We start from the raw sequence: 25,300 nt of genomic DNA, 5'->3' as shown, positions 1-25,300 counted from the left end.
GAATGCGAGTCGTCGCGTTCGGCGGCGGACACGGCCTGGCGGCGTCGCTGCGGGCGCTGCGGCACTGCGCCCCCGACCTGGACCTGAACATCACCGCCGTGGTGACCGTGGGCGACGACGGCGGCTCCAGCGGGCGGCTCCGTGCCGACCGCGGCGCCCTGCCGCCGGGTGACCTGCGGCAGGCACTCGCCGCGCTGGCGGCGGACCGGCCCGCCACGCGGCGCAGCGCCGACCTGTTCCAGCACCGGTTCGACAGCGGCGGCGCGGGGCGTGATCCGCTGGCCGGGCACGCCGTCGGCAACCTCGTACTGTGTGGGCTGATGGAGCTGCTCGACGACCCGGTGGCCGCGCTGGACCACGCCGCGGGAATGCTCGGAGCAGTCGGCCGGGTGCTGCCGATGTCCTGCCATCCGGTGGGGATCGAGGCCCGGGTACGCGGCGCCGACCCGCGCCGGCCCGGTGCGGTGCTGACCGTACGCGGACAGCACGCGGTCGCGGTCACCGACGGCCGGGTCGAGTCGGTGCGCCTCACCCCGCAGGGCCCGGCCGCCTGCCCGGAGGCGCTCGCGGCGGTGCGGGACGCCGACTGGCTGATCTTCGGCCCCGGCAGTTGGTACACCAGCGTGATCCCGCACCTGCTGGTACCGGATCTGGCCGCCGCCATCGTCGCCAGCCCGGCCCGACGGCTGGTCACGCTCAACCTCGCCAACGAGGCGGAGACCCTCGACCTGTCGCTCGCCGACCACCTGGCGGCACTCGGCTGGTACCTGCCGGAACTCAAGGTCGACGCGGTGGTCGCGGACGGAAAGGCGGTGGGTGACCCCGAGCCGGTGCATCGTGCGGCAGAATCGCTGGGTGCGCGGCTCGTGCTCGCCCCGGTGGCCGTACCGGACGGTGGTCCCCAGCACGATCCGGCAGCGCTGGGAGCCGCGCTGGTGCCTCTCCTGGGCGCCGATCGTTAAGCACGTACGAATCACGAAGCACGTACGAAATCACCGGCACCCGCCGGAATCGGCTCACGAGGTGACGACAAGATGGCGATGACGGCTGCGGTCAAGGACGAGCTGAGCCGGGTCGACGTGCCCAAACCCTGCTGCCGGCGGGCGGAGATGGCCGCCCTGCTGCGTTTCGCGGGTGGACTGCACATCGTCTCCGGACGGGTGGTGGTCGAGGCCGAACTCGACACCGGAGCGGTGGCCCGCCGGCTCCGCCGCGAGATCGCCGAGGTCTACGGCTATCCGAGCGAAATCCACGTACTCGCCTCCGGCGGCCTGCGCAAGGGCAGCCACTACATCGTCCGGGTGGTCAAGGACGGCGAGGCACTGGCCCGGCAGACCGGCCTGCTCGACGTGCGCGGCCGGCCGGTGCGTGGCCTGCCGCCGCACGTGGTGGCGGCGAACGTCTGCTGCGCCGTGTCGGCCTGGCGGGGCGCGTTCATGGCCCACGGGTCGCTGACCGAGCCCGGCCGGTCCTGCGCGCTGGAGATCACCTGCCCGGGGCCGGAGTCCGCGCTCGCCCTGGTCGGTGCCGCCCGGCGGATCGGCATCACCGCGAAGGCCCGGGAGGTCCGTGGCGTCGACCGGGTGGTGGTCAAGGACGGCGACGCGATCGCCGCGCTGCTGACCCGGATCGGCGCGCACTCCAGCGTGCTGTCCTGGGAGGAGCGCCGGGTCCGCCGCGAGGTGCGGGCCACCGCCAACCGGCTGGCCAACTTCGACGACGCCAACCTGCGCCGTTCGGCCAGGGCCGCGGTCGCCGCCGCCGCCCGGGTGACCCGGGCCCTGGAGATCCTGGCCGAGGACGCCCCCAACCACCTCACCTCGGCCGGCCGGCTGCGGCTGGAGCACCGGCAGGCATCCCTTGAGGAGTTGGGCGCCCTGGCCGATCCGCCGCTGACCAAGGACGCCATCGCCGGCCGGATCCGGCGGCTGCTGGCCCTTGCCGACAAGCGGGCCCGCGACCTCGGCATCCCGGACACCGAGGCGGCGGTGACCCCGGACATGCTCGCGGTCTGAGCCGGTCGGCGCTGGCCGCCGCGATGACGGGCGGGCCACCTTCGCCCGAAGGGGCATCTTGCCGTCCGTCACCGGCCCACTTCCACCGCCGGGCCCGTTTCCACCTCCGGGCCGGTCCGCTCCCGCCCCCGGGGGGCTCGTTTCCACCCCGGGCCGGCGTCGTCCCGCCCCGGCGGTCCGATCCAACCCCCAGGTCAGCCGGATCTGACCGGAGTCCGCGCGGGGGACGGGTCGGATTATGCCCCGACGCAGCGCGACGTCCCGCGCTCGGATAGGGTCGCAGCGTACGGCGACGGGGCCGGAACCGGCTTCTCGCCGCGCTCTCCGCCTCGGGGCCATCGCCTCGACGCGGTCAGGTCGGGTCGCGGCGGGGTGGCCGGGTGACAATCAGCGGCCGACTTCAGCGGTCGGCGCACCCACCTTCGCCGCCGCTTGGCTCACGGCGGCGAACCAGAACACACGAGGAGATGGACCCAGTGACCATCCGGGTTGGCATCAACGGCTTCGGCCGGATCGGCCGCAACTTCTTCCGCGCGGTGCTCGCGTCCGGCGCCGACGTCGAGGTGGTCGGCGCGAACGACCTGACCGACAACGCCACGCTGGCGCACCTGGTCAAGTACGACAGCATCCTCGGCCGGCTGCCGCAGGAGGTCAAGGCGAGCGCCGACGAGATCACCGTGGGTGGGCACACCCTCAAGGTGTTCGCCGAGAAGGACCCGGGCAAGCTGCCCTGGGCCGACCTGGGTGTCGACGTGGTGATCGAGTCGACCGGCTTCTTCACCGACGCCACCAAGGCCAAGGCGCACATCGACGGCGGGGCCAAGAAGGTCATCATCTCGGCGCCGGCCAAGAACGAGGACGTCACGGTCGTGATGGGCGTCAACCACGAGTCGTACGACCCGGCGAAGCACAACATCATCTCCAACGCCTCGTGCACCACCAACTGCCTCGCGCCGATGGCGAAGGTGCTGCGGGACACGGTGGGCATCGAGAAGGGGCTGATGACCACCATCCACGCGTACACCCAGGACCAGAACCTCCAGGACGGCCCGCACAAGGACCTCCGTCGGGCCCGCGCCGCCGCGCTGAACATCGTCCCGACCTCGACCGGCGCCGCCAAGGCGATCGGCCTGGTGCTGCCGGACCTCAAGGGCAAGCTGGACGGCTTCGCGCTGCGGGTGCCGATCCCGACCGGTTCGGCCACCGACCTGACGATCGACGCCGGCCGGGACACCTCGGTGGAAGAGATCAACGCCGCGATGAAGGCCGCCGCCGAGGGGCCGCTCAAGGGCATCCTCACCTACACCGAGGACGAGATCGTCTCCAGCGACATCGTCACCGACCCGGCCTCGTGCATCTTCGACTCGGGGCTGACCAAGGTGATCGGCAACCAGGTCAAGGTCGTCGGCTGGTACGACAACGAGTGGGGCTACTCCAACCGCCTCGTCGACCTGGTCAAGTTGGTAGGCAAGTCGCTGTGAGCATCCGCAACCTCGACGATCTTCTCGCCGAGGGGGTGTCAGGTCGGCGCGTGCTGGTACGCGCCGACCTGAACGTGCCCCTCGACAAGAAGAGCGGCGCCATCACGGATGACGGCCGGATCCGGGCCGTCCTGCCGACGCTGACCGCGTTGCGGGACGCCGGGGCGGCGGTCGTGGTCTGCTCGCACCTGGGCCGCCCCAAGGGCGCGCCCGACCCGAAGTACAGCCTGGCCCCGGTGGCCACCCGCCTGGGTGAGCTGCTCGGCTCCCCGGTGGCGTTCGCCGCCGACACGGTCGGCGAGTCCGCCCGCAAGACGGTCGAGGGGCTCGGCGACGGGCAGGTCGCCCTGCTGGAGAACCTGCGGTTCAACCCGGGCGAGACCAGCAAGGACGACGCCGAGCGGGGCGCCTTCGCCGACCAGCTCGCCGCGCTCGCGGTCGCGTACGTCGACGACGCGTTCGGTGCCGTGCACCGCAAGCACGCCAGCGTGTACGACGTACCGGCCCGGTTGCCGCACGTCGCGGGCCGGCTGGTGCTGCGTGAGGTCGAGGTACTGGCGCGGCTGCGGCACGAGCCGGAGCGGCCGTACGTGGTGGTGCTCGGCGGTTCGAAGGTCTCCGACAAGCTCGCCGTGATCGAGGCGCTGCTGCCCACCGTCGACAAGCTGCTAATCGGCGGCGGAATGTGCTTCACCTTCCTCCGCGCCCAGGGGCACGAGGTGGGGAAGTCGCTGCTCGAAGAGGAGATGCTCGACACCTGCCGCGAGCTGTTGGAGCGCGGCGCCGGCCGGATCGTGCTGCCGGTCGACGTGGTCGCGGCGACCGAGTTCAGCGCGGACGCCGGGCACGACACGGTGCCGGTCGACCAGATCCCGGCCGACCGGCTCGGCCTGGACATCGGCCCCCGGACCGTCTCCGAGTTCGCCGAGGCGATCGGTACGGCCCGTACGGTGTTCTGGAACGGCCCGATGGGCGTCTTCGAGCTGGCTCCGTTCGCCGCCGGTACCCGGGGCGTGGCCGAGGCGATCACCGGTGTGAAGGGCTTCACCGTGGTCGGTGGCGGTGACTCCGCCGCTGCGGTGCGGGCGCTCGGCCTGGACGAGTCGTCGTTCGGGCACATCTCCACCGGCGGGGGAGCCTCGCTGGAATACCTGGAGGGCAAGGCCCTCCCCGGCATCCTCGCTCTGGAGCAATAGTGGCCACCCCCACCACGCCCGCCCGCCGGCCCCTGATGGCCGGCAACTGGAAGATGAACCTGAATCACAGGGAAGCCAACCTGCTGATCCAGAAGCTCGCCGCGAGCCTCAACGAGAAGCAGTTGACCGACGTCGAGACGGTGGTACTGCCGCCCTTCACCGACCTGCGTACCGTGCAGACCCTGGTCGACGGCGACAAGCTGCTGATCGGGTACGGCGCGCAGGACCTGTCGCCGCACAAGTCGGGGGCGTACACCGGGGAGATCTCCGGGGCGATGCTGGCCGCGCTTGGCTGCGGCTACGTCGTTGTCGGCCACTCCGAGCGGCGGGCGTACCACCACGAGGACGACGCCGTGGTCAACACCAAGGTCAAGGCGGCGCTGGCGAACGAGCTGACCCCGATCCTCTGCGTCGGCGAGGGGCTGGAGATCCGCGAGGCCGAGGGGCAGGTGGCGTACACCCGTGACCAGCTCGACGGTGCGCTGGCCGGGCTGACCGCCGAGCAGGTGCTCAAGGTGGTCGTCGCCTACGAGCCGGTCTGGGCGATCGGCACCGGCAAGACCGCCACTCCGGAGAACGCCCAGGAGGTCTGCGGGGCGATTCGGGCGCGGATCGCCGAGCTGCACGGCCAGGCCACGGCCGACCAGGTCCGGGTACTTTACGGGGGGTCGGTGAAGGCGGCCAACATCGCGGCTATCATGGCGCAGCCTGACGTGGATGGCGCGCTGGTCGGCGGGGCTAGCCTGGACGCCGAGGACTTCGTGCAGATCTGCCGGTTCCCGGAGCACATCGCGCGCTGACGGTCGCTATCCTTGACGGGCCCCGCGTAGCTGAGAGGACTGACCCCTACCATGCCGATCTGGTTCGCATACACGTTGATCGTGTTGCTGGTCATCACGAGCCTGGTGCTCACCATGCTGATCCTGCTGCATCGGGGCAAGGGCGGCGGGATGTCGAGCATGTTCGGCGGAGGGGTCAGCTCCAGCCTGGCCGGCTCCTCGGTCGCCGAGAAGAATCTTGACCGTTACACCGTTCTGGTGAGTCTTGTCTGGTTTGCCTGCATCGTGGGCTTGGGCCTGTGGCTGAGGCTCGCCGAGACCACCTGACAATTTGGGTCGTTTCCAACCGACCCAGGGCGTACAAACTGCGCGCGGTCCGCTAACGTGGGCCGCGCGCAGTTGTCTGCGCCGCACCGTGCCATACGCCCACCGCGTCATACCGCCGTTGTCGTGGCGGACCCCCTCTGACGAACGGAGCGAGCAGCCGTGCCAAGTGGCAGTGCCATCCGTGGCAGCCGAGTTGGTGCCGGGCCAGCCCGGCCGACCGAACGATGTGAACCCGCCCCCCGCCGCCCGGTCAGCTACTGGTGTGCCAACGGGCACACGGTGGAGATCCTGCTGGCGGCCGAGGCGGAGCCCCCGGTCACCTGGGACTGCCCGCACTGCGGGCAGCCGGCCGGGCAGGACGTGCAGAATCCGCCGGGGCGGCAGCGGGCCGAGCCCTACAAGTCGCACCTGGCCTACGTGAAGGAGCGGCGGAGCGAGGCGGACGCCGAGGCGATCCTCGCCGAGGCGCTGGCCGAGTTGCGCCAGCGCCGCGGCCGGCGCTGACCCGTCACGCCGACCCGGGCGCTGGGCCGTCACACCGAGCCGAGCGCCGGGTCGTCGTCACGCTGAGCCGGGGGTCGTGCTTAGGCGCCGTTTCCGGGAGCCGGTAGGTCAGCGCAGGCTACGGAACGTCGGCGCGACCTCGGCCGCGGCGGCCCGGTCCAACAGCCACCGGGTGGCACCCACCCCGTGGACCCCGGCCGCCGGCAGTTGCACCGGCCCGGCACCGGCCAGCGCCATCCGGACGGCGGCCGACTTGTCGGCACCGGCGGCGATCAACCACACCTCCTCGGCGCTGTTGATCGTCGACCGGGTCAGGGTGGTCCGGACCGGCGGCGGCTTGGGGCTACCCCGGACCGCCGACACCGCGCGGGTCTCGTAGCCGACCGGGTGCTCCGGGAAGATCGAGGCGACGTGGCCGTCCTCACCCACCCCGAGCATCAGCACGTCGAAGTGGGGCAGGGCCGCCGGCCGTGCCGCCGTGGCCAGGGTCTCGGCGTACCGGGCGGCGGCGGCCTCCGGGTCAGCGCCGTCCGGCCCGTCCGAGGGTGGCATCGGATGCACCCGCGCCGGGCTCAACGGCAGATGATCGAGCAGGGCGGCGCGGGCCTGGGTCTCGTTCCTGTCCGGATGCCCGGCCGGCAGGAAGCGTTCGTCGCCCCACCAGACGTCGACCCGGGACCAGTCGACGGCGTCCCGGGCCGGCAGGTCCCGGACCGCCCGGTAGACGGCCGCGGCGATCCGGCCGCCGGTCAGCACGATGCTCGCCTGGCCCCGCTCCGCCTGCGCGTCGATCACCTTGACGACCAGTCGGGCGGCGACGGCCTGGGCGAGGAGGTCGGGGTCGGCGTGCACCACGAGAGTCGTGTGGGTCACGCCGTGGCCACTCCCTGCGCGGCGGCGCTGGACGGCTGCTTGGACGGGTCCTTCCAGATGTGCACCCGCTGGGACGGCCGGGAGTCCAGGTCGGAGATCCCGGCGGCGGCGCCCAACGCGTCGGCGTAGATCTGGTCGGGGTCCAGCCGGCGCAGCTCCTCGGCCAGCTCGTCTCCGAGTGGCCGGCGGACCAGCGGCAACTTCCGGTCGGCCTGCCCAGTGCGGCGGAACGTCGCCTGGCTGTCCTCCCGGCTCAGCACCATCTCGTCGCCGTTGGCACAGCGCAGCTCGACGGAACGCATCCGGGGGAACTCGCTGGTGTGCTGCCACTGCGGATTGAGCCCCAGCCGGGCCTTCAGCCAACCGATCATCAGCGCCGCGGTCGGGTCGGTGTGCGGCGCCACCACGGTGGCCGAGGTGACCTGGTTGCCCTCGGTGGTGTCGAAGGCGCCGGCGACCAGGGTGCGCCAGGGCGTGATCCGGGTCCAGGCCAGATCGGTGTCCCCCGGGGCGTAGTCCCGGGCCCGCTGCCGCAGCGCCTCCACCGGATCGGGTGCCTGGGCGCTGTCCGTGATCCGGCGATCCGCCACCACCCCGAGGAAGTCGTTGGCGATCTCCGACGGTGGCGCGCTGTGCCACCAGGTCACCACCGGTACGTCCGGCACCAGCAGCGGCATCACCACCGACTCGGCGTGCAGGGCGAGCCGGCCGAACATCCGGGTCACCACCGCCTCGCCCGGACCGAGTCGACCGCCGACCACGATCTCGGCGTCGAGCCGGTTGCGGTCACGTTCGATGTCGGAGCGGACGACGACCACCATCCGGCACGGGTGCGCCGCCGAGGCGATGGTCACCGCCGCCTCGGCCTCCCGGACATGCGCCTCGTCGACCACCACGATCAGGGTGAGCGCCATTCCGCTGGCCACCCCGCCCGCGCTGCGCCGTTCGGCGGCCAGCGCCTTCACCACCTCGTTACCGGTGGTGTCCCACAAGCCGATCAACGGTGCCTCCTGGTGCTGGTGGTAGTTGTTGGGATCCTCGGAGGATCACGCCCGGCGCCACGCCCGGCTCTCGCGGGCCAGCAGCTCGTCCGCCGCCCGCGGACCCCACTCGCCGGCCCGGTACGGCTCCGGCTTGACACCGTCCCAGGCCTCCTCCAGCGGGTCGATCACCTGCCAGCTCTGTTCGACCTCGGCCGCGTCGGGGAAGAGCGTCCGATCCCCGATCAGCACGTCCAGCACCAGCCGCTCGTACGCCTCGGGGCTGGACTCGGTGAACGCCTCGCCGTACTGGAAGTCCATCGCGATGTCCCGGACCTCCATGGTCGTACCGGGGACCTTGGAACCGAACTTCAGCACCACGCCCTCGTCCGGCTGGACCCGGATCACGAGCTGGTTGTTGCCGAGCATCTCCATGTCGGCGGGGTTGAACGGCAGGTGCGGCGCCTTCTTGAACATGATCGCGACCTCGGTCACCCGGCGCGGCAGCCGCTTGCCGGCCCGGATGTAGAACGGCACCTCGGCCCAGCGCCGGTTCTGGATGCCGAGCCGGACGGCGACGTAGGTCTCGGTGGTCGAGTCGGTCGGTACGCCCTCCTCCTCGAGGTAGCCGACCGCCCGCTTTCCGGCCACCCAGCCGGGCAGGTACTGCCCCCGGACCGTGCCGGTGCTGACGTCCTTCGGCAGGGTGATCGCGCGGAGCACCTTCAGCTTCTCGGCCCGGATCTCGCTGGCGTCGAAGCTGGTCGGTTCCTCCATCGCGACCAGGGCGAGCAGTTGCAGCAGGTGGTTCTGGAGCACGTCCCGGGCGGTCCCGGTGGCGTCGTAGAAGCCGGCCCGCGAGCCGATGCCGACGTCCTCGGCCATGGTGATCTGCACCGAGTCGACGTACTTGGAATTCCACAGCGGCTCGAAGAGGTTGTTGGCGAACCGCAGGGCGAGGATGTTCTGGACCGTCTCCTTACCCAGGTAGTGGTCGATCCGGAAGACGTCCTCCCGGGTGAAGACGTCGTCGACCAGATCGTTGAGCGCCTTCGCCGAGGGCAGGTCGTGCCCGAACGGCTTCTCCACCACCACCCGGCGCCAGCCGCCGGACTTGTCGTTGTCGGACATGCCGGTCCGGGCGAGCTGCTTGAGCACGGTCGGGAACGCCGCCGGTGGGATGGAGAAGTAGAACGCGGCGTTGCCGGCGATGCCGTGGGTGTCGCGCAACTCGTCCAGCGCGGCGACCAGGTGGTCGAACGCCGCGTCGTCGTCGAACGAGCCGCCGACGAACTTGATGTTGCCGGCCAGCCGGGCCCAGACCTCTTCACGCCAGGGGGTCCGGGCGTGCGCCTGGGCCGCCTCCCGGGCCACCGTTTCGAAGTCGCCGTCGCCCCAGTCCCGCCGGGCGAACCCGAGCACCACGAAGCCGGGCGGCAGCAATCCCCGGTTGGCCAGGTCGTACACCGCCGGCAGCAGCTTCTTACGGGCCAGGTCGCCGGTCACGCCGAAGATCACCAGCGCACACGGCTCCGGGATCCGTGGCAGCCGCCGGTCCTGCGGGTCGCGCAGCGGATTCACGGCTTCCTCTCCTTGGCTCATCCGACCTCCACTGTCAGCATGCCGGCTCGTCGTCAACTCCGCAGACCCCGTACCGCGTCCAGCACGTGCGGTACCCCGGCGGCCCGGTCGGGAAGGTGTAGCCGTAGGACGGCACGGCCCCGCTCGGCGAGCGCCTGCCGGTCGCCCGCGGCCTGCGCCGCCTGCAACTGCGCGAAGGAGTACGGCTTGCCGGGCACCGCGAGGTCCTCGGCCACGTCCCCGGTGATCTGCAGGAACGAGCCGAGCTGCGGACCGCCCTTGTGGTACTGACCGGTCGAGTGCAGGAAGCGTGGGCCCCAGCCGAAGGTGACCGGTCGACCGGAGGCGGCGGCGAGTCCGGGGCGTACCTGCCCGGCCTTGGCGTCGGCGAACCGGTCCAGGTACGCCATCACGGCCAGGTAGCCGCCGTCGGCCAGCCCGTCCAGCAGCAGCCGCAGCGCGCCGGCCAGGTCGCCGGGGAGCGGCGCCTCCTGCTGGCTCCCGCCCGGGAACCAGTACCCCTCGACCCCGTCGTCCACGAACGTCGGCGCCTCGACCGGCAGGCCGGTGCCGAGCAGCCGGTTGGTGTTCTCCTTGGACTCGGTGACGTTCGGCTGGTTGAACGGGTCGATCCCGAGCACCACACCGGCGACCGCGGTGGCGTACTCCCAGGCCAGGAAGTGCGCGCCCAGCGGGCCGTTCACGGCCACCTGCGGCCGGATCCCGCCGCCCGGCACCGCTCCGGCCGGCAGCCCGCCGCCGTAGGTCAGGGTCAGTACGTCCGGTCCGGTCGCCCCGGGACTGCTCGGGTCCTCGATCACCACCGGCAGGATCCCGACGCCGTTCTTGCCGGTGGACTCGGCGATCAACTGTTCGGCCCAGTCACCGAGGCCGTCGATGCCGGTGCCGTCCGGGATCAACGCGACCTTGTCCCGCCCGTTGGTGGCCGCCGCGCCGAGCGCGGCGCCGAGCGCCAGCCCCGGGTTGTCCCGGTCGCCGCCGAGCGCGTCGAACAGCTCCTCGGCCTGGTCGAGCAGTTCCGCGACCTCGACCCCGGCCAGGGCCGACGGGACCAGCCCGAAGGCGGTCAGCGCGGAGTACCGCCCGCCCACCTCCGGGTCGGCGAGCACCACGAAGGCACCCATCTCGGCGGCGGTGTCGGCCAGCGGCGAGCCCGGATCGGTGACCACGACGAAGCGCCGGCCGGCCTCGGCCTCGGTCAGCCCGGAGTCGAGGAACGCCTGCCAGTACGCCCGCCGGTGGCTGTCGGTCTCCACCGTCGAACCGGACTTGCTGGCCACCACCACGACGGTCCGGTCCAGCCGGTCGGCGATCGCCGACCGGACCTGCCCGGGATCGGTGGTGTCCAGCACGGTCAGCGACCTGCCGAGGGTACGGGTGATCACCTCGGGGGCCAGCGAGGAGCCGCCCATCCCGGCCAGCACCACGTGGTCCAGGTCGGCGAGTTCCGCCTTCAGCTCGGCGAGCTGCGGCAGCAACTCCCGACTGCGCCGGAAGGTGTCCACCCAGCCGAGCCGGACCGCCGCCTCGGCCTGCGCCTCCGTCCCCCACAGCGTCGGGTCCTTCTGCGTCAGCCGGGCCGGCACGTCCTCGGCGAGCAGCGCGGCCCGAGCCGACGCCGGAGCCTCCGCGTCGACCGCGTCCGCGCCGTACACCGCGAGTCCGGCCGCCCCCTCACATCCGCCGTCCAACAGGTCCTCGCTCATGCATTACCTCCCGCGCGCTGCGCCGCTGCCGCGTTGTCCTGGGCGGCCCGGCCGGGCTTCCCGGCGCCCTCGGCCGCCGCTTCGAGCGACTTCCGTACGCCGTCCAGCAGCTCCAGCCAGCTGGCCTCGAACTTCTCCACACCCTCGCGTTCCAGGGTGGCGATCACGTCGTCGAAGTCGACGCCGGCCGCGGCCAGTCCGGTGAAGACCTCACGGGCCTGCGTGTACGCGCCGGTGACGGCGTCCGGGCGCACCTCGCCGTGGTCGGCGTACGCGTCGATCACCGGCTCCGGCATGGTGTTCACGGTCCCCGGCGCGATCAGTTCCTCGACGTAGATCACGTCCCGGTACTCGGGGTTCTTGGTGGAGGTCGACGCCCAGAGCGGGCGCTGCGGGTGGGCGCCCGCGTCGGCCAGCGCCTGCCACCGGTCGGAGGAGAACACCTCCGAGTAGCGCTCGTACGCCAGCTGGGCGTTGGCGACCGCCGCCTTGCCCTTCAGCGCGGCGAGGTCCGGCCGGCCGGCGGCGCCGAGCTTGTCCAGCCGCTTGTCGACCTCGGAGTCGACCCGGGAGACGAAGAAGGACGCCACCGAGGCGATCTTCGTCAGGTCGTGCCCGTTCGCCTTCGCCTGCTCCAGGCCGGCCAGGAAGGCCTCCATCACCTGCGAGTAGCGGTCCAGTCCGAAGATCAGCGTCACGTTCACGCTGATCCCCTCGGCGAGGGTGGCGGTGATCGCCGGCAGCCCGGCCTCGGTCGCCGGGATCTTGATGAACAGGTTCGGCCGGTCGACCAGCCACCACAGCGCCTTCGCCTCGGCCACGGTCTTCTCAGTCTCGTACGCCAGCCGCGGGTCCACCTCGATGGAGACCCGACCGTCGACGCCGGCACTGCTGTCGTACGCCGGGCGCATCACGTCGCAGGCCCAGCGCACGTCGTACGTGGTGAGCATCCGGACCGTCTCCTCGACGGTCACCCCACGCATGGCGAGGTCACGCAGCTGCCAGCTGTACTCGTCGGCGTCGCTGAGCGCCTTCGCGAAGATCGTCGGGTTGGTGGTCACCCCGACCAGGTGCTTCTCCCGACGCAACTGGTCCAGGTTGCCCGAACTGAGCCGTACCCTTGAAAGATCGTCGAGCCAGACCGCCACGCCCGCGGCGGTGAGCTCACCCAACCGGTCCGTCATGTTCGCCAACGCTCCCTTTAGTTTCCGGTGGTCGTACCAGTGATGGAACCGATCCGGGTCAGCGACGCGTGCGCGGCCGCCACGATCCGGTCGGGGGTGAATCCGAACTGCTCGAAGAGCACGGTGTGCGGCGCGCTCGCGCCGTAGTGCTCCAGGCTCACGGCCTCGCCGGCGTCGCCGATCAGGTCGCGCCAGGACATCGCGATGCCGGCCTCGACGCTGACCCGGGCCTTGACGTCGCGGGGGAGCACGGATTCCTGGTAGGCCGAGTCCTGCTCCCGGAACCACTCCTGGCAGGGCATCGAGACGACCCGGGTCGGGGTGCCATCGGCCTCCAGCCGGTCCCGGGCGGTGAGGCAGAGCTGCACCTCGGAACCGGTGCCCATGAGGATCACCTCCGGCTGCGCGTTCGACGCCTCGGCCAGCACGTAACCGCCCTTGGCCGTCTGGTCGGCCCCGGCCAGTTCGCTGCGGTCAAGCGTCGGCAGCGGCTGCCGGCTCAGCGCCAGCGCGGCCGGCCGGTCGGTCTGCTCCAGCGCCCGCCGCCAGGCCCAGGCGGTCTCGTTGGCGTCGGCCGGCCGGATCACGTCGAGCCCGGGAATGGCCCGCAGCGCGGTCAGGTGCTCGACCGGCTGGTGGGTCGGCCCGTCCTCGCCGAGGCCGATCGAGTCGTGCGTCCAGACGTACGTCACCGGCAGCTTCATCAGCGCGGCGAGCCGTACCGCCGGGCGCATGTAGTCGCTGAACACCAGGAAGGTGCCGCCGTACGGCCGGGTGCCGCCGTGCAGGGCGATACCGTTCAGGATCGCACCCATGGCGTGCTCGCGGATGCCGAAGTGCAGGACCCGGCCGTACTCGTTGCCCGGGAACGCCTTGGTCGCGTACTCGCTGGGGATGAAGGAGGGCTCGCCCTCCATCGTGGTGTTGTTGCTCTCGGCCAGGTCGGCGGAGCCGCCCCAGAGTTCCGGCAGCACCGGGGCGAGGGCCTGGAGCACCTTGCCGGAGGCGGCCCGGGTGGCGATGCCCTTGGCGTCGGCCGGGAACTCGGGCAGCGCGTCGGTCCAGCCGGTCGGCAGCGTACGGCTGGCCAGCCGGTCGTGCAGCGCCTTACCCTCCGGGTTCGCCCCGGCCCACGACTGGTACCCGGTCTCCCACTCGGTGTGTGCGGTCCGGCCGCGTTCGAGCACCTGCCGGGCGTGCGCCAGCACCTCGTCGTCGACCTCGAAGTGCTGCCCCGGGTCGAAGCCGAGCAGCTTCTTGGTCGCGGCCACCTCGTCGGCACCGAGCGCCGAGCCGTGGATCTTGCCGGTGTTCTGCTTGGTCGGGGCCGGCCAGCCGATGATGGTGCGCAGCGCGATGAACGAGGGCCGGTCGGTCTCCGCCTTCGCGGCGAGCAGCGCGGCGTACAGCTCCTCGAGGTTCTCGTGGTAGTCGCCCTGGTCCGCGTCGCCGGTACGCCAGTCCACGGTCTGCACGTGCCAGCCGTACGCGGCGTACCGGGCGGAGACGTCCTCGCTCTTGGCGATCCGGGTGTCGTCCTCGATCGAGATCTCGTTGTCGTCGTAGATCAGGACGAGGTTGCCGAGCTTCTGGTGTCCGGCGAGCGCGCTGGCCTCGTGGCTGATCCCCTCCTCGATGTCGCCGTCCGAGGCGATGCACCAGATGTGGTGGTCGAACGGCGAGGTGCCGGCCGGGGCGTCCGGGTCCAGCAGGCCGCGTTCCCGGCGGGCCGCCATCGCCATTCCGACGGCGTTGCCGAGCCCCTGGCCGAGCGGGCCGGTGGTGGTCTCGACTCCCCGGGTGTGACCGTGCTCGGGGTGGCCCGGGGTCAGGGATCCCCACTGGCGCAACGACTTGAGGTCGCTCAGGCCCAGCCCGTAACCGCTGAGGTAGAGCTGGACGTAGAGCGTGAGGCTGCTGTGCCCTGCGGAGAGGACGAACCGGTCCCGGCCGGTCCAGTCGGGGTCGGTCGGGTCGTGCCGCATCACCCGGTTGAACAGCAGGTAGGCGGCGGGCGCGAGACTCATCGCCGTACCCGGATGGCCGTTGCCGGATTTCTCGACGGCGTCTATGGCCAGCACGCGGGCGGTGTCGACGGCACGCTGGTCGAGATCGGACCAGCTCAGCGAGTCTTGGGCGGGTCGATTGTCAGCCACGATCGTGTGCGCTCCTCAACAGATGGGCGGAACCCTCACTGATGACCCTAGCGACCGCTTCCGAAACCCAACCCCCGGATGTCGCCACCAGTGCGCCGCTTCGTCGGGAGTGTGATCGTTCGCACCGTTGAAGGGTCGCCCGGGCAGCGCAAACGGCGACGCGTAGGCTGTCGGTCGGCATGCTGGTCCGGCTGGTCGCCCGCCGCCCACGCTGTTACGCACCGTTCTCCCCTGTGTCGACGCCGGAAGGTGGCAATCCGTGAGCACGATCACCGAGCGCCCCGCGACCGGCGGTGCCCCGAGTGCGGGGACGACGGCCGACCGCGAGGTGTCCCGGCGCGCTGACGCCGCGGCCCGGATCAGGGCGTACGTCGCGCTGACCAAGCCGCGGATCGTCGAGCTGCTGCTCATCACCACCGTGCCGACGATGATGCTGGCCGCCGACGGCCTGCCGTCGCTCTGGCTGGTCGCCGTGGTGCTGCTGGGCGGCTCGCTGGCCGCCGGTGCCGCCAACGCGCTCAACTGCTACATCGACCGGGACATCGACCAGTTGATGCAGCGGACCAAGCGTCGCCCGTTGCCGACGCACACCGTCGCGCCGCGCAACGCGCTGGTCTTCGGGCTGGTGCTGGCGGTGATCTCGGTGACCCTGATGGCGGTCTTCACCAACTGGCTGGCCACCGCGCTGACCCTGGCCGCGATCGTCTACTACGACGTCGTCTACACGATGTGGCTCAAGCGGAACACGTCGCAGAACACCTTCTGGGGCGGCATCTGCGGCTCGGCACCGGTGCTGATCGGCTGGGCCGCGGTGACCGGGTCGCTGGCGCCGCGCGCCTGGGGGCTCTTCGCGGTGGTGTTCTTCTGGCAGTTGCCGCACTTCTACGCGTTGGCGATCAAGTTCAAGGACGACTACCGCCGGGCCGGCATTCCGATGCTGCCGGTGGTGGCCTCGATCCGCCGGGTCAACCTGGAGATCGTCTTTTACACCTGGCTGACGGTGCTGACCTCGGTGCTGCTGTGGCCGCTGGGCATGGGCCCGGTCTACGGCATCACGGCCCTGGCGGCCGGCGGGATGTTCATCGCGGAGTCCCACCGGCTGAGCCAGCGGTCCCGGCGCGGCGAGTCGTTGAAGCCGATGCGGCTGTTCCACTGGTCCATCACGTATCTCACGATCCTCTTCGCCGCCGTCGCGGTGGACGCGCTGCTCTGACCTCCGGTTTCGGGTGGTTACGTCACCGTTCGTCCTGTTTGTCGGCTTTAAACGTGAATTGTGGCTTTAATTTGGTCACTTATAGCCCGAAAAATCGGACGAAGATGCGCGGTCGGAACGGTAAACCGACAGTAATTGGCATCACAAAATATCGGTAGGCGCCCCGCATGCCGGTCGAAGTCTGCTTAGGCTTCGCGTTATGGCAGATGGTTCCGATACGACGCCGACGGCCGATCAGACCGCCGTCGCGGGCCAGACCCCCAATGGTCTGGTCTCTGGCATCCAGTCGTTTGCCGCCGGCCACGGCGGCGCGAAGGCGGTCATCGAGTACGTCGGCAAGCGGGGCGCGCGCATTGTCCTCGTGGGGGAGGACGGCGTGTGGGCTGACCAGTTCGCGGAGAGCACCGATGTCGCGCGACTGGCCTGCGCCAAGGCGGGGGTCGCCGTTGAGAATGAATGGGAGCGGGAACTGATGGACCAGATGCGTCCGGGTCACGATCTATGGCGGTCGATGGCTCGTCGTACCATGGCTCGTTGATATCTTTTGTCCGATAACCGCGCGGCCCGGGGTAAGCCCCGGGTCGCTCTCATTACCTGTGCCGAACTACCGGAACTGGATCCGGACGACCGACTGTTGTCGGCCCCGCTCGCCGATCGCGGCATATCGGTGGAGCCGGTGGTCTGGGACAGCGCCGAGGTGGACTGGGCCGGCTACCGCCTCGCGGTGCTCCGGTCGCCCTGGGACTACCCGTCGAGGCGGGCCGAGTTCGTCGCCTGGGCCGAGACGGTGCCCGCGCTGGCGAACCCGGCCGACCTGGTCCGGTGGAACACCGACAAGCGGTACCTGCGCGAGCTGGCCGCCGCCGGAGTGCCCACCGCGCCGACCACCTGGCTGGATCCGAACGCCGACTGGAACGATCCACCGGCCACCGGCGAGTACGTCCTCAAACCCGCGATCGGGGCCGGCAGCCTCGACACCGGCCGCTACGACCTGGCGAACGTCGAGCACCGGCAACTGGCCCTGGCCCACGTCAAGCGGCTCCACGCGGCCGGGCGGCAGGTCATGGTGCAGCCCTACCTGAGCGCGGTGGACAGCGCGGGCGAGACGGCGCTGCTGTTCTTCGCCGGCCCCGACGGCCTGCGGTTCAGCCACGCGATCCGGAAGGGGCCGATGCTCCTCGGTCCGGACTACGGCGCCGAGGGGCTGTTCCGGGCGGAGCAGATCAGCCCGCGTACCCCGGAGGAGGCCGAGTTGGCGGTCGCCGAACGGGTGCTCGCGGCACTGCCCGGCGGGCCGGGCCGGCCGCTCTACGCCCGGGTGGACCTGATCCCGGGCCCGGACGGGGCGCCGGTGCTGGTCGAGGTCGAACTCACCGAGCCGTCACTCTTCCTGGCCCACGACCCGGGCGCGGCGGAGCGCTTCGCCGACGCCATCGCCGCCCGGGTGCGCTGACCGGTTAGCAAGGGCCCCTTCTTCTACCGAAAACGATAAGAAGGGGCCCTTCCTTACACCGATGCGGTGGCGAGGTGCGGCTGCGGTGTCTCGGCGATGCCGGCTGGCCGGCGTTCCCGGGTCGACCAGAGCACCGCCAGCGCGGCCAGCCAGACCAGGCAGGAGCCGAGCATGTGCGCGCCGACCAGCAGGACCGGCAGCCCGGTGAGGTACTGCACGAAGCCGATCAGGCCCTGGCCCAGGATGGCCAGCAGGAGCAGGCCGGCCGCCCGGAGTGCCCCGGCGGGGGCGCGTACGGCCCGCAGGGCGAACCACAGCGCGATGGCGAGGCCGAGCAGCAGGAACACCATGTCGGCGTGCACCTGGGAGATCGTCTCCGGGTCCAGGTCGTTGCGGGCCGCGCCCGCGTCGCCGGAGTGCGGTCCGCTTCCGGTCACCCAGGTGCCGACCACCAGGACCGCCGCGGTCACCCCGGCGACGACCCAGGCGAGCCCGCGCAGCGGGGTGGGCACGGTCGGCCGGGCCGGGTCGTCCGGTTCGAGGGTGCGCCGCCAGAACGCGAAGGCCGCCGCGATGACGGCCATGGAGGCCAGGAAGTGCAGCCCGACCACCCACGGGTTGAGGTTGGTGAGCACGGTCAGGCCGCCGACCATCGCCTGCGCCGGGATGCCGAAGGCGGCGGCGACGGCGAGCAGCCGCAGGGGCCGGCGGCGGGGGCGCTGCCGCCACGCCGCGACCACTCCGGCGATGACCACGGCGGCGAGGGCGAAGGTGAGCAGCCGGTTGCCGAACTCGATCACCCCGTGTACGCCCATCTCGCTGGTCGCCACGTACGACTCGTCCGTACAGCGGGGCCAGGTCGGGCAGCCGAGACCGGATTTGGTCAGTCGGACCGCGCCGCCGGTGCCGACGATCAGGACGTTCCCCACCACGGAGGCGAGCGCCAACCGCGATAGGGTGGGTTTGCCAGAGAATTCGCCGAATCGGCTCACGTCGGCCATCGTACGTGCAAATGTGATCATGCTGGACGGCAAGCCCGCCGCCCGGTGGTCCGGATCACCGGAGCCCGGGTTTGCGGACCTTGGATGAAATACGTAACGTTGGCGTTGTGAAAAACCTGGCGGTGTACTCCGAGCAGGAGCAGGCGACCGAGCCGGTCGCCGGTCCTGTCGTCGCCGCCGGTCCGGTCGGCGGGCCTGACGGGCGTACCACCCGGGACCGGGTGACCCAGTTGCTGCTGGAGCACGGTGCGGCGACCGCCGCCCAGCTCGGTACGGAACTGGGTCTCGGCTCCGCGGCCATCCGCCGACACCTCGACTCGATGCTGGCCGACGGCGAGGTCATCGCCCGTGACCAGGCCGTACGCGGCCAGCGTGGTCGGGGACGGCCCGCCAAGTTGTTCCGGCTCACCGACTCGGGGCGGCGACGCTGCGGCACGCACACCTACGACGGGATGGCCACCGCCGCACTGCGCTGGATCTCCCGGCAGGGCGGCCCGGACGCGGTGGGCGCGTTCGCCGCCGAGCAGGTCTCCGCGCTGGAGGCCCGCTGCCGGGCGGCCATGGAGGGCGCCGGGAACGATCCGCTGGCCAGGGCCGAGGCACTTGCCGAGGCGCTCACCGCGGAGGGATACGCTGCCAACGCGTCCACGATCGCCTCCGGTGGCCAGTTGTGCCAGCACCACTGCCCGGTGGCCCACGTGGCCGCGGAGTTTCCCCAGCTGTGCGAGGCCGAGACGGCGGTCATCTCCCGCCTGGTCGGCACCCACGTGCAGCGCCTGGCCACCATCGCCCACGGTGACGGAGTGTGCACCACGCACATTCCGGCCCAGTCGATACATTCCGTCATCAATGTGAGGACAGATAGATGACCGAGCAGATCGTCCAGCCCCTGACGCAGGAGGAGCAGCTCGCCGCCCTGGGACGCTACGAGTACGGCTGGGCCGACTCCGACGTGGCCGGCACGAGCGCCCAGCGCGGCCTCAGTGAGGCGGTGGTACGGGACATCTCCGCCAAGAAGAACGAGCCGGCCTGGATGCTCGACCTCCGGTTGAAGGGACTGCGGCTGTTCGGGCGCAAGCCGATGCCGAACTGGGGCGCCGACCTGAGCGGGATCCACTTCGACAACATCAAGTACTTCGTCCGCTCCACGGAGAAGCAGGCCGCCAGCTGGGAGGACCTGCCCGAGGAGATCAAGAACACCTACGACCGGCTGGGCATCCCGGAGGCCGAGAAGCAGCGGCTGGTCGCCGGTGTCGCCGCCCAGTACGAGTCCGAGGTGGTCTACCACAAGATCCGCGAGGACCTTGAGGAGCAGGGCGTCCTCTTCCTGGACACGGACACCGCGCTCAAGGAGCACGAGGACGTCTTCAAGGAGTACTTCGGCACGGTGATCCCGGTCGGCGACAACAAGTTCGCCGCGCTCAACACCTCGGTCTGGTCCGGTGGCTCGTTCATCTACGTGCCCAAGGGCGTGCAGGTGGAGATCCCGCTGCAGGCGTACTTCCGGATCAACACGGAGAACATGGGCCAGTTCGAGCGGACGCTGATCATCGTCGACGAGGGCGCGTACGTGCACTACGTCGAGGGTTGCACCGCGCCGATCTACTCCTCCGACTCGCTGCACAGCGCGGTCGTCGAGATCATCGTGAAGAAGAACGCGCGCTGCCGCTACACGACCATCCAGAACTGGTCGAACAACGTCTACAACCTGGTCACCAAGCGGGCGGTCTGCCACGAGGGCGCGACCATGGAGTGGATCGACGGCAACATCGGCTCCAAGGTCACCATGAAGTACCCGGCGGTCTACATGACCGGCGAGCACGCCAAGGGCGAGGTGCTCTCGGTGGCGATGGCCGGCGAGGGGCAGCACCAGGACGCGGGCGCCAAGATGGTGCACGCCGCCCCGCACACGTCGAGCACGATCGTCTCCAAGTCGATCGCCCGGGGCGGTGGCCGGACCTCCTACCGGGGCCTGGTCCAGGTGCTGGAGGGTTCGCACCACAGCCGGTCGACGGTGAAGTGCGACGCGCTGCTGGTGGACGCGATCTCCCGCTCGGACACCTATCCGTACGTCGACATCCGCGAGGACGACGTGTCGATGGGGCACGAGGCGACCGTCTCCAAGGTCAGCGAGGACCAGCTCTTCTACCTGATGAGCCGGGGCATGACCGAGGACGAGGCGATGGCGATGATCGTGCGCGGCTTCATCGAGCCGATCGCCAAGGAACTCCCGATGGAGTACGCCCTGGAACTCAACCGGCTGATCGAGCTGCAGATGGAGGGCGCGGTCGGCTGACGCCGGCACGCCGATTCCATCCGTTCGCCTCGGACCTCGTGAGACAAGACCAAGGAAGAGATGACTACCGAAGCATTCGCGCCCACGGCACCAGGCGGGCCGCAGACCAAGGCGCAGACGCTCCGCTCCTACGACGTCGGCGACTTCCCGGCCCTCACCGGTCTGGAGGAGGAGTGGCGGTTCACTCCGCTCAAGCGGCTGCGTGGACTGGCCGACGACGGGTTCACCCCGACCGACGGCCGGCTGCGCTACGAGGTCGACGCGCTGCCGGACGGAGTGACGTTCGGCGGCGTGCACGAGGGTGACGCCCGGATCGGCAGCGTGCTGACCCCGTTCGACCGGATCAGCGCGCTGGCCCACGGCCGGGCGGCCGAGGCGGTCGTCATCGCGGTGGCCCCGGAGACCCGGCCGGCGGAACCGGTGTCGGTCCGGCTGGTCGGGCAGGGCGCCGACGGTGCCTCGTTCGGGCACACCTTCGTCGACGTCGGCCGGTTCGCCGAGGTGACCCTGGTGCTGGAGCAGACCGGCTCGGTGACCCTGGCCGACAACGTCGAGGTGGCGGTCGCCGAGGGCGCGAAGCTCACCCTGGTCACGGTCGCCGACTGGGCGCCGGACTCGGTGCAGGCCCAGCACCTGAAGGTCAAGCTGGGCCGGGACGCCAAGGTGACGCACGTACAGGTCACCCTCGGCGGGGAGCTGGTCCGGCAGTACACCAGCGTGGAGTACACCGGTCGGGGCGGCGAGGCCGAGCTGTACGGCCTCTACTTCGCCGACGCCGGGCAGCACCTGGAGCACCGGCAGCTCGTCGACCACAGCGTGCCGGACTGCCGCAGCTACGTCGGCTACCGGGGCGCGTTGCAGGGCGCCAGCGCGCACACCGTCTGGGTCGGCGACGTGCTGATCCGGGCGGCGGCCACCGGCACCGACACCTACGAGATCAACCGCAACCTGGTGCTGACCGAGGGCGCCCGCGCCGACTCGGTGCCCAACCTGGAGATCGAGACCGGCGAGGTGGCCGGTGCTGGCCACGCCAGCACCACCGGACGGTTCGACGACGAGCAGTTGTTCTACCTGATGGCCCGGGGAATTCCGGAGGACCAGGCGCGCAAGCTGGTCGTCCGGGGCTTCTTCGCCGAGCTGCTGAACAAGATCCCGGCCGAGGCGCTGCGCGACCGGCTCGGCGAGCAGATCGAGGTACGGCTCAGCAAGGCCGCCGTCTGATGATCCGGATCTGTTCGACCGAGGACGTGCCGAAGGGCACCGCCATCCAGGCGGACGTCGACGGCACCGAGGTCGCCGTCGTACACGCCGAGGACGGCAACTTCTACGCCGTACGCGACGAGTGCTCGCACGCCGCGGTCGCGCTCTCCGAGGGCGAGGTCGACGGCTGTTCCCTGGAGTGCTGGCTGCACGGCTCCCGCTTCGACCTGCGTACCGGTGAGCCCACCGGGCTGCCGGCGACCGAACCCGTACCCGTATACCCCGTCGAGATCCGCGACGGCGACATCTACCTGAGTCTCACGCCGAGTAATGGAGTTTCCGCGCCATGAGTGTTCTTGAGATCCGTGACCTGCAGGTGTCGGTCAAGCTGCCCGACGGCGAGCTGAAGCCGATCCTGGCCGGAGTCGACCTCACCGTGCGGGCGGGGGAGACTCACGCGATCATGGGCCCGAACGGGTCCGGTAAGTCGACCCTGGCCTACTCGATCGCCGGCCACCCGAAGTACCAGATCACCAGCGGCGAGGTGCTGCTCGACGGCACCGACGTGCTGTCGATGACCGTGGACGAGCGGGCCCGCGCCGGCCTCTTCCTGGCGATGCAGTACCCGGTCGAGGTGCCCGGGGTGTCGGTGGCGAACTTCCTGCGTACCGCGAAGACGGCGGTGGACGGCGAGGCGCCGAAGCTGCGTACCTGGGCCGGCGAGCTGCGCGGCGCGATGGAGCGGCTGCAGATGGACCCCGCGATGGCCCAGCGCAACGTGAACGAGGGCTTCTCCGGCGGTGAGAAGAAGCGGCACGAGATCGTCCAGCTCGAGCTGCTCGCGCCGAAGGTGGCCATCCTCGACGAGACCGACTCCGGGCTCGACATCGACGCCCTGCGGGTGGTCAGCGAGGGAGTCAACCGGGTCCGCGAGACCGGACAGACCGGCCTGCTGCTGATCACCCACTACACCCGGATCCTGCGCTACATCAAGCCCGACTTCGTGCACGTCTTCGTGGCCGGCCGGATCGTCGAGCAGGGTGGCCCGGAGCTGGCCGAGAAGCTGGAGGCCGAGGGCTACGAGCGGTACGTCGCCGGCGCCGGCACGGCCCGGGCCTGAGCGGAAGGGCACCATCGAGATGACCACGATCGCGATCCCACCGGGGATGCCACAGTACGACGACGTGCCGCGGTTCGACGTGGAGGCGGTACGGGCGGACTTCCCGATCCTGGGTCGCGAGGTCAACGGCCACCCGCTGGTCTACCTGGACAGCGCGAACACCTCGCAGAAGCCCCGCCAGGTGCTCGACGCGCTGCGGGAGCACTACGAGCGGCACAACGGCAACGTCTCCCGCTCGGTGCACACCGTCGGGACCGAGGCGACGGAGGCGTACGAGGGGGCCCGGGGCAAGGTCGCGGCGTTCATCAACGCGCCGAGCCCGGACGAGGTGGTGTTCACCAAGAACTCCACCGAGGCGATCAACCTGGTCGCGTACGCCTTCTCGAACGCCTCGGTCGGCACCGGCGGTGACCCCCGGTTCCGGCTCGGCCCCGGCGACGAGATCGTGATCTCCGAGATGGAGCACCACTCGAACATCGTGCCGTGGCAGCTGCTCTGCGAGCGGACCGGCGCCACGCTGCGTTGGTTCGGCGTCACCGACGGGGGCCGGCTCGACGAGTCGAACCTGGAGGAGTTGGTCAACGAGCGGACCAGGCTGGTCTCGTTCGTGCACATGTCCAACATCCTCGGCACGATCAACGCCACCGCCCGGATCACCGAGCGGGTCCGCCAGGTCGGCGCGCTGCTGCTGCTCGACTGCTCGCAGTCGGTGCCGCACCTGCCGATCGACGTGGTCGACCTGGACGCCGACTTCATCGCCTTCACCGGGCACAAGATGTGCGCGCCGAGCGGCATCGGCGTGTTGTGGGGCCGAGGCGAGCTGCTGGCCGCGATGCCGCCGGTGTTCGGCGGTGGTTCGATGATCGAGACGGTCACCATGGCCGGCTCGACGTACGCGGCGCCGCCGGCCCGGTTCGAGGCGGGTACTCCGCCGATCGCCGAGGCGGTGGCGCTGGGCGCGGCGGTGGACTACCTGTCCGGGATCGGGATGCGGGCGATCCAGTGGCACGAGAAGGAGCTGACGGCGTACGCGCTGGACGCCCTGGACACGGTGCCCGGGTTGCGGATCTTCGGGCCGACGGTGCCGATCGGCCGGGGTGGCACCATCTCGTTCGCACTGGACGGCATCCACCCGCACGACGTGGGTCAGGTGCTGGACGCCCAGGGTGTCGAGGTACGGGTCGGCCATCACTGTGCGCGACCGGTCTGCGTACGGTTCGGCGTACCGGCGACCACCCGCGCCTCGTTTTACCTGTACACCACGACCAGCGAGGTCGACGCCCTGGTGCGCGGGCTGGAACAGGTACGGAAGGTGTTCGGGTAATGCAGGTCGACCAGCTTTACCAGGAGATCATCCTGGACCACTACAAGCATCCGCACGGGCGCGGGCTGCGCGAGCCGTACGCCGCCGAGGCACATCACGTCAACCCGACCTGCGGGGACGAGGTGACGGTACGGATCGCCCTCGACGACGACACGCTCAGTGACGTGTCGTACGACGGTCTGGGTTGCTCGATCAGCCAGGCCTCGGCGAGCGTGCTGCACGAGCTGCTGACCGGCCGGGGCGCCGAGGAGGCGTTCGCGGTGCACGCGGCCTTCGTCGAGTTGATGTCGGGCCGGGGTCAGGTGACCCCGGACGAGGAACTGCTGGGCGACGCGGTGGCGTTCGCCGGGGTGGCCCGCTATCCCGCCCGGGTGAAGTGCGCGTTGCTGCCGTGGATGGCGTTCAAGGACGCCGCGGCGCGGGCCGGGGTCGAGTTCGAGGCCGGTAGTGATGACAAGAACGAGCGGAGCGAGGTGAAGACGGCATGACTGATCAGGACATGGCGACCGCGTCGACCGAGTCGACGGGGTCGACCGGCAAGGCCGCGGTCGCCGACGTCGAAGAGGCGATGAAGGACGTCGTCGACCCCGAGCTGGGCATCAACGTGGTCGACCTCGGTCTGGTGTACGGGGTGCACATCGACGACGAGAACGTCGCGACCCTGGACATGACGCTGACCTCGGCGGCCTGCCCGCTGACCGACGTGATCGAGGACCAGACGCGGTCGGCGCTGACCACCGGCCCTGGTGGCGGACTGGTCTCCGACATCCGGATCAACTGGGTGTGGCTGCCGCCGTGGGGCCCCGACAAGATCACCGACGAGGGCCGCGACCAGCTTCGCGCCCTGGGCTTCAACGTGTAACTGTTTTCGCGAGGATGGACGGCCTGTT

25 protein-coding genes are annotated in these 25,300 nt (G+C 70.7%); 18 read left to right on the top strand and 7 right to left on the bottom strand.

Annotated elements, in window-relative coordinates; genetic code table 11:
* Positions 1 to 2: 2 nt before the first annotated feature.
* From H4W31_RS38505 to H4W31_RS38475, 7 genes are all read left to right on the top strand, one after another.
* Positions 3 to 962 (top strand): gluconeogenesis factor YvcK family protein, encoded by a 960-nt coding sequence (locus H4W31_RS38505; protein WP_192771104.1) that lies wholly within the window; start codon positions 3 to 5, stop codon positions 960 to 962.
* Between the two features lie 72 nt (positions 963 to 1,034).
* On the top strand, positions 1,035 to 2,015 hold the full coding sequence (gene whiA / locus H4W31_RS38500) for a DNA-binding protein WhiA (RefSeq protein ID WP_192771103.1): 981 nt from the start codon (positions 1,035 to 1,037) through the stop codon (positions 2,013 to 2,015).
* Positions 2,016 to 2,491: 476 nt separating this feature from the next.
* Positions 2,492 to 3,496 carry a type I glyceraldehyde-3-phosphate dehydrogenase gene (gene gap / locus H4W31_RS38495; RefSeq protein WP_192771102.1) on the top strand — a complete coding sequence of 335 codons (1,005 nt, stop codon included), beginning with the start codon at positions 2,492 to 2,494 and terminating at the stop codon, positions 3,494 to 3,496.
* The gene (locus tag H4W31_RS38490) at positions 3,493 to 4,692 is read left to right on the top strand and encodes a phosphoglycerate kinase (RefSeq protein WP_192771101.1); all 1,200 of its coding nucleotides are present in this window, start codon (positions 3,493 to 3,495) and stop codon (positions 4,690 to 4,692) included. The genes gap and H4W31_RS38490 overlap by 4 nt, the downstream gene beginning before the upstream one ends.
* Positions 4,693 to 4,727: 35 nt before the next feature.
* Positions 4,728 to 5,492, top strand: coding sequence for a triose-phosphate isomerase (gene tpiA / locus H4W31_RS38485; RefSeq protein WP_192772727.1), 765 nt, complete (start codon positions 4,728 to 4,730; stop codon positions 5,490 to 5,492).
* 51 nt (positions 5,493 to 5,543) lie between these two features.
* The gene (secG, locus tag H4W31_RS38480) at positions 5,544 to 5,798 is read left to right on the top strand and encodes a preprotein translocase subunit SecG (protein WP_192771100.1); all 255 of its coding nucleotides are present in this window, start codon (positions 5,544 to 5,546) and stop codon (positions 5,796 to 5,798) included.
* A 159-nt stretch (positions 5,799 to 5,957) separates the two neighbouring features.
* Positions 5,958 to 6,302: an RNA polymerase-binding protein RbpA gene (locus H4W31_RS38475; protein WP_192771099.1), complete on the top strand. Its 345-nt coding sequence runs from the start codon at positions 5,958 to 5,960 to the stop codon at positions 6,300 to 6,302.
* 108 nt (positions 6,303 to 6,410) lie between these two features.
* Here H4W31_RS38475 and pgl read toward each other — a convergent pair whose 3' ends face one another.
* Genes pgl through tkt form a run of 6 tightly spaced genes read right to left on the bottom strand, consistent with a single transcriptional unit; the run spans position 6,411 to position 14,803 of the window.
* Entirely contained in the window at positions 6,411 to 7,175 is a 765-nt protein-coding gene (gene pgl / locus H4W31_RS38470) for a 6-phosphogluconolactonase (RefSeq protein WP_192771098.1), read from the bottom strand.
* A complete protein-coding gene (locus tag H4W31_RS38465) occupies positions 7,172 to 8,176 on the bottom strand; it encodes a glucose-6-phosphate dehydrogenase assembly protein OpcA (protein WP_192771097.1) in 1,005 nt (334 codons plus the stop codon). Before H4W31_RS38465 ends, pgl begins: the two co-directional genes overlap by 4 nt.
* A gap of 45 nt (positions 8,177 to 8,221) precedes the next feature.
* Entirely contained in the window at positions 8,222 to 9,757 is a 1,536-nt protein-coding gene (zwf, locus tag H4W31_RS38460; RefSeq protein ID WP_192771096.1) for a glucose-6-phosphate dehydrogenase, read from the bottom strand.
* Positions 9,758 to 9,789: 32 nt separating this feature from the next.
* The gene (locus H4W31_RS38455) at positions 9,790 to 11,463 is read right to left on the bottom strand and encodes a glucose-6-phosphate isomerase (protein WP_192771095.1); all 1,674 of its coding nucleotides are present in this window, start codon (positions 11,461 to 11,463) and stop codon (positions 9,790 to 9,792) included.
* Positions 11,460 to 12,647 carry a transaldolase gene (gene tal / locus H4W31_RS38450; RefSeq protein WP_192771094.1) on the bottom strand — a complete coding sequence of 396 codons (1,188 nt, stop codon included), beginning with the start codon at positions 12,645 to 12,647 and terminating at the stop codon, positions 11,460 to 11,462. Before tal ends, H4W31_RS38455 begins: the two co-directional genes overlap by 4 nt.
* A gap of 17 nt (positions 12,648 to 12,664) precedes the next feature.
* Positions 12,665 to 14,803: a transketolase gene (gene tkt, locus H4W31_RS38445; RefSeq protein WP_192771093.1), complete on the bottom strand. Its 2,139-nt coding sequence runs from the start codon at positions 14,801 to 14,803 to the stop codon at positions 12,665 to 12,667.
* Positions 14,804 to 15,062: 259 nt separating this feature from the next.
* Between tkt and H4W31_RS38440 the strand changes: the two genes are divergently transcribed.
* The 3 genes from H4W31_RS38440 (at position 15,063) to H4W31_RS38430 (ending at position 17,469) form a co-directional block, all read left to right on the top strand.
* Entirely contained in the window at positions 15,063 to 16,016 is a 954-nt protein-coding gene (locus H4W31_RS38440) for a heme o synthase (protein WP_192771092.1), read from the top strand.
* A 199-nt stretch (positions 16,017 to 16,215) separates the two neighbouring features.
* Positions 16,216 to 16,554, top strand: coding sequence for a hypothetical protein (locus H4W31_RS38435; RefSeq protein WP_192771091.1), 339 nt, complete (start codon positions 16,216 to 16,218; stop codon positions 16,552 to 16,554).
* Between the two features lie 6 nt (positions 16,555 to 16,560).
* On the top strand, positions 16,561 to 17,469 hold the full coding sequence (locus H4W31_RS38430) for an ATP-grasp domain-containing protein (protein WP_192771090.1): 909 nt from the start codon (positions 16,561 to 16,563) through the stop codon (positions 17,467 to 17,469).
* 53 nt (positions 17,470 to 17,522) lie between these two features.
* On the opposite strand, the gene H4W31_RS38425 is transcribed toward H4W31_RS38430, so the two are convergent.
* Complete coding sequence (locus H4W31_RS38425; RefSeq protein WP_192771089.1) at positions 17,523 to 18,470, bottom strand: COX15/CtaA family protein; 948 nt, start codon at positions 18,468 to 18,470, stop codon at positions 17,523 to 17,525.
* Between the two features lie 107 nt (positions 18,471 to 18,577).
* Here H4W31_RS38425 and H4W31_RS38420 point away from each other — a divergent pair, with 107 nt between their 5' ends.
* The 8 genes from H4W31_RS38420 to H4W31_RS38385 are packed head-to-tail and all read left to right on the top strand — an operon-like array spanning position 18,578 to position 25,272.
* Positions 18,578 to 19,339 carry a helix-turn-helix transcriptional regulator gene (locus H4W31_RS38420; protein WP_192771088.1) on the top strand — a complete coding sequence of 254 codons (762 nt, stop codon included), beginning with the start codon at positions 18,578 to 18,580 and terminating at the stop codon, positions 19,337 to 19,339.
* Positions 19,336 to 20,766: a Fe-S cluster assembly protein SufB gene (gene sufB, locus H4W31_RS38415; protein WP_192771087.1), complete on the top strand. Its 1,431-nt coding sequence runs from the start codon at positions 19,336 to 19,338 to the stop codon at positions 20,764 to 20,766. The genes H4W31_RS38420 and sufB overlap by 4 nt, the downstream gene beginning before the upstream one ends.
* 60 nt (positions 20,767 to 20,826) lie before the next feature.
* Positions 20,827 to 21,987: a Fe-S cluster assembly protein SufD gene (gene sufD, locus H4W31_RS38410; RefSeq protein WP_192771086.1), complete on the top strand. Its 1,161-nt coding sequence runs from the start codon at positions 20,827 to 20,829 to the stop codon at positions 21,985 to 21,987.
* Complete coding sequence (locus H4W31_RS38405; protein ID WP_192771085.1) at positions 21,987 to 22,316, top strand: non-heme iron oxygenase ferredoxin subunit; 330 nt, start codon at positions 21,987 to 21,989, stop codon at positions 22,314 to 22,316. Before sufD ends, H4W31_RS38405 begins: the two co-directional genes overlap by 1 nt.
* Positions 22,313 to 23,086: a Fe-S cluster assembly ATPase SufC gene (gene sufC, locus H4W31_RS38400; protein ID WP_192771084.1), complete on the top strand. Its 774-nt coding sequence runs from the start codon at positions 22,313 to 22,315 to the stop codon at positions 23,084 to 23,086. Before H4W31_RS38405 ends, sufC begins: the two co-directional genes overlap by 4 nt.
* Positions 23,087 to 23,105: 19 nt before the next feature.
* A complete protein-coding gene (locus tag H4W31_RS38395) occupies positions 23,106 to 24,410 on the top strand; it encodes a cysteine desulfurase (RefSeq protein ID WP_192771083.1) in 1,305 nt (434 codons plus the stop codon).
* Entirely contained in the window at positions 24,410 to 24,898 is a 489-nt protein-coding gene (gene sufU / locus H4W31_RS38390) for a Fe-S cluster assembly sulfur transfer protein SufU (RefSeq protein ID WP_192771082.1), read from the top strand. Before H4W31_RS38395 ends, sufU begins: the two co-directional genes overlap by 1 nt.
* The gene (locus tag H4W31_RS38385) at positions 24,895 to 25,272 is read left to right on the top strand and encodes a metal-sulfur cluster assembly factor (protein WP_318783647.1); all 378 of its coding nucleotides are present in this window, start codon (positions 24,895 to 24,897) and stop codon (positions 25,270 to 25,272) included. The genes sufU and H4W31_RS38385 overlap by 4 nt, the downstream gene beginning before the upstream one ends.
* Positions 25,273 to 25,300 lie beyond the last annotated feature (28 nt).

Source organism: Plantactinospora soyae, assembly GCF_014874095.1.
GTDB lineage: Bacteria > Actinomycetota > Actinomycetes > Mycobacteriales > Micromonosporaceae > Plantactinospora > Plantactinospora soyae.
This window is presented reverse-complemented; position numbering and strand designations above follow the sequence as displayed.

Coding starts and splice junctions, on each gene's coding strand:
- H4W31_RS38505 (WP_192771104.1), top strand. CDS start 3: ATGCGAGTCGTCGCGTTCGGCGGCGGACACGGCCTGGCGGCGTCGCTG.
- whiA (WP_192771103.1), top strand. CDS start 1,035: ATGGCGATGACGGCTGCGGTCAAGGACGAGCTGAGCCGGGTCGACGTG.
- tpiA (WP_192772727.1), top strand. CDS start 4,728: ATGGCCGGCAACTGGAAGATGAACCTGAATCACAGGGAAGCCAACCTG.
- secG (WP_192771100.1), top strand. CDS start 5,544: ATGCCGATCTGGTTCGCATACACGTTGATCGTGTTGCTGGTCATCACG.
- zwf (WP_192771096.1), bottom strand. CDS start 9,757: ATGAGCCAAGGAGAGGAAGCCGTGAATCCGCTGCGCGACCCGCAGGAC.
- H4W31_RS38455 (WP_192771095.1), bottom strand. CDS start 11,463: ATGAGCGAGGACCTGTTGGACGGCGGATGTGAGGGGGCGGCCGGACTC.
- tal (WP_192771094.1), bottom strand. CDS start 12,647: ATGACGGACCGGTTGGGTGAGCTCACCGCCGCGGGCGTGGCGGTCTGG.
- H4W31_RS38435 (WP_192771091.1), top strand. CDS start 16,216: ATGGCAGATGGTTCCGATACGACGCCGACGGCCGATCAGACCGCCGTC.
- H4W31_RS38425 (WP_192771089.1), bottom strand. CDS start 18,470: ATGGCCGACGTGAGCCGATTCGGCGAATTCTCTGGCAAACCCACCCTA.
- sufB (WP_192771087.1), top strand. CDS start 19,336: ATGACCGAGCAGATCGTCCAGCCCCTGACGCAGGAGGAGCAGCTCGCC.
- sufD (WP_192771086.1), top strand. CDS start 20,827: ATGACTACCGAAGCATTCGCGCCCACGGCACCAGGCGGGCCGCAGACC.
- H4W31_RS38405 (WP_192771085.1), top strand. CDS start 21,987: ATGATCCGGATCTGTTCGACCGAGGACGTGCCGAAGGGCACCGCCATC.
- sufC (WP_192771084.1), top strand. CDS start 22,313: ATGAGTGTTCTTGAGATCCGTGACCTGCAGGTGTCGGTCAAGCTGCCC.
- H4W31_RS38395 (WP_192771083.1), top strand. CDS start 23,106: ATGACCACGATCGCGATCCCACCGGGGATGCCACAGTACGACGACGTG.
- sufU (WP_192771082.1), top strand. CDS start 24,410: ATGCAGGTCGACCAGCTTTACCAGGAGATCATCCTGGACCACTACAAG.
- H4W31_RS38385 (WP_318783647.1), top strand. CDS start 24,895: ATGACTGATCAGGACATGGCGACCGCGTCGACCGAGTCGACGGGGTCG.